Annotated in this window: 3 protein-coding genes; 1 reads left to right on the top strand and 2 read right to left on the bottom strand. The window is 73.9% G+C overall.

Annotation, left to right across the window (positions count from 1 at the left end):
- On the bottom strand, positions 1–199 hold a 199-nt coding region (locus tag BEK98_RS49700; protein ID WP_208643437.1), incomplete at its 3' end, for a hypothetical protein.
- A 64-nt stretch (positions 200–263) separates the two neighbouring features.
- Between BEK98_RS49700 and BEK98_RS46860 the strand changes: the two genes are divergently transcribed.
- Positions 264–1,799 (top strand): alpha/beta hydrolase family protein, encoded by a 1,536-nt coding sequence (locus BEK98_RS46860; protein WP_094222910.1) that lies wholly within the window; start codon positions 264–266, stop codon positions 1,797–1,799.
- Between the two features lie 108 nt (positions 1,800–1,907).
- On the opposite strand, the gene BEK98_RS46855 is transcribed toward BEK98_RS46860, so the two are convergent.
- The coding region (locus BEK98_RS46855; RefSeq protein WP_425276672.1) for a transposase at positions 1,908–2,528 on the bottom strand (621 nt) is incomplete at its 5' end.

Raw genomic sequence — 2,528 nt, 5'->3', positions numbered from 1 at the left:
CGGGCCGGGGCCGCCGCCGCGTACGGCCGGAGCCGGGCCGCCACGGGACAGGGCCCGCGGCCCCCTGCGTCCCCGCGTTGCCGTGCTCCGTCCTGCCACGGTAGGTGGCGGGGGCGGCGGCGCACATGCGTCCGCCGTCGGAGGACACCGCGCCGGAGTACGACCGCAGGAGGAGCCCGGGTACCTCCTGCGGTCGCACAACGGCCGCCCTTTCGAGGTGTCCGTTTGCGACTGGGGTGGCATGCGCCGGAGACCGCGGGCCGATGTGCCACCGTGTGCGCCGCTTCGAGGATGGCGGGGTGACCGAGACAATCGCGGGACTGTCCATGTCCCTTCCGGAGTTCCTTGCCGTGCTGGGCGCCGTCGCGCTGGTGGTGGCGCGCTGGCTTTCCCCTGCCGCCCGTCCGCGCGTCACGATCGCGGCGGGGGCGGTGTTCGTGCTGTCCGTGATCGTGCTGGGTGTGGTGGGGATCCGTTGGCAGTTGCTGCCGGTGCTGGTGGGTGGTGCCGTCGCGCTGCCGTTCGCCCTCTCCCCGCTGCTCCGAACGCTCCGGCGCCGTCCCGGCCGGCGGGCGTGGCGGGCGCGATGGTGGCTGGCGTTGCCGGGGTCGGTGGCCTGCCTCGGCCTGATCGCCGCCGGGCCGGTGGCCGCCTGGGCGTTTCCCGTGCCCGTGTTCCCCGAGCCGTCGGGCTCCTTCGCCGTCGGCACCCGGGTGATGCAGTGGACCGACCCGAACCGCCCCGAGACCTTCACCGCCGACCCGGACGACCGGCGCACGGTCGTGGTCCAGCTCTGGTACCCCGCGCAGAAGAGCCCCGCGGGCGCGCAGCGGGCCCAGTACCTCGGACGCACAGAGCAGGAGGCGCGCACCGTCTCCGATGCCCTGGCCAGTGCCGTCGGCCTGCCCGGCTTCCTGGTCGACGGCGTACTACAGGCCCGCACCCACGCGGTCTTCAACGCCCCGGTGGCCGGTGGGGGCGAACGGTTCCCTGTCGTGCTGTTCTCTCCCGGAGCGGGCGGGGTGCGCACCCAGAACACCGCCTGGGCGGAGGAACTGGCCAGCCACGGCTACGTGGTGGCCGCCCTCGACCACCTGTACGACTCCGCGGCGGTCGTCCTGGACGACGGCCGGACGATCCGCGCCGCGACCGCCTCCACCGGCGACCGGGACGCGGACGAGGAGCTCGCGGCCGGCTGGACGGCCGTCAGGGCCGCGGACCTCGGCTTCGTCCTCACCCAGCTGGAGGGCCTGGACCGCGGCGCGATCGCCGCCCCGCTGGTCGGAAGTGACCCGTCGACCGGACGCGACCCGCTGGCCGGACGTCTGGACACCGGCCGGGCCGTGGTGACCGGCCACTCCATGGGCGGTGCCGCCGCCCTGCAGGCAGCCCGGCAGGACCCCCGGTTCGCCGCCGTCATCGACCTGGACGGCTACCCGCACGGCCCCGCCTCCCCGGCCCTCCACCAGCCGGTGCTCGCACTCACCCAGGCCATCACCCCGAGCACCGACCCGCGATACCTGCCCCGCCTCACTGAGGCCCTCGCATCCGACACCGCGACGAGCTACCGGCTCACCGTCCCCGGCGCCGCCCACCTCACCTTCATGGACGGCCCGCTGTACCTGCCGCCAGTGCCCTCGATCGTCGGCTCCCTGGGCCGCACCGGGAGCCCCCGCGTCGTCGCCGCAACCACGCTCGCCTTCCTGGACGCCACGCTGCGGCACGCGCCCGGCGACCTGGCCGGCGCGCTGTCGGCATACGGCAGCCTCAGCGTCCACCGCCCGGACGACCCCCGCTGACCGGCCGCGCCGCCACCGGCCCACCGTCCGGCGCTGCGCTCGACCTCTGCCCGTCCCTGCGCTGCTTCCGCCAGGCTAGAGCACGAGGTCTCGGCCGCAACAGGCACTTCAGCCCGGTAGCGGTGGGGTGACGAGTAGGCCGGTTGCGGTCAGGCAGCCGTCGATGAGCTGCGGCCGGTACTGGATCTTCCGTAAGCCGCGCCTGACTGTCCGCACGAGGTGGCATGGATCGGCGAACGCGACGTTGGCCAGGAAGCCGCAACGCAGCAGCGACCAGACGCCCTCGACCGGGTTGAGGTCGGGTGCGTACGGGGGCAGTTGGCAAACGGTGAGCCAGTCCTGGGCGGCGATGAACTCCTTCATGCCGGCGGCCAGGTGGGTGTTCAGGTTGTCCCAGATCAGGACGATCGGACCGTCCAGCTGGTTGTGCGCCGCGACGATCAGGTCACGGTAGTCGCTCCAGGCGAAGCTCTTGCGGCCCTTGCTCCGGCCCTGCCCGTCATCCAGCCTGGGCCGGTAGATCAGCCGGGACCGCTCACCGGCCTTGTAGCAGGTCAGGGCGGCGATGGAGACCCGTCGGCGGGAGCGGCCACGCACCCGGACGACGGGCGTTCGGCCACGGCGTCCCCAGGTGCGGGCCCGCGCCGGCGTCATCGAGACCCCGGCCTCGTCCTCGAACACCAGCCAGGCTCCGAGCGCCGCCACTACGCTTTTACCTGCGGCCACACC

Origin of the sequence: Streptomyces diastatochromogenes (assembly GCF_002242805.1) — a bacterium.
Classification (GTDB): Bacteria; Actinomycetota; Actinomycetes; order Streptomycetales; family Streptomycetaceae; genus Streptomyces; species Streptomyces diastatochromogenes.
This window is presented reverse-complemented; position numbering and strand designations above follow the sequence as displayed.

What these genes read in the sequence shown, in the direction of transcription:
- BEK98_RS46860 (WP_094222910.1), top strand. Translation starts at nt 264, where the DNA reads ATGTGCCACCGTGTGCGCCGCTTCGAGGATGGCGGGGTGACCGAGACA.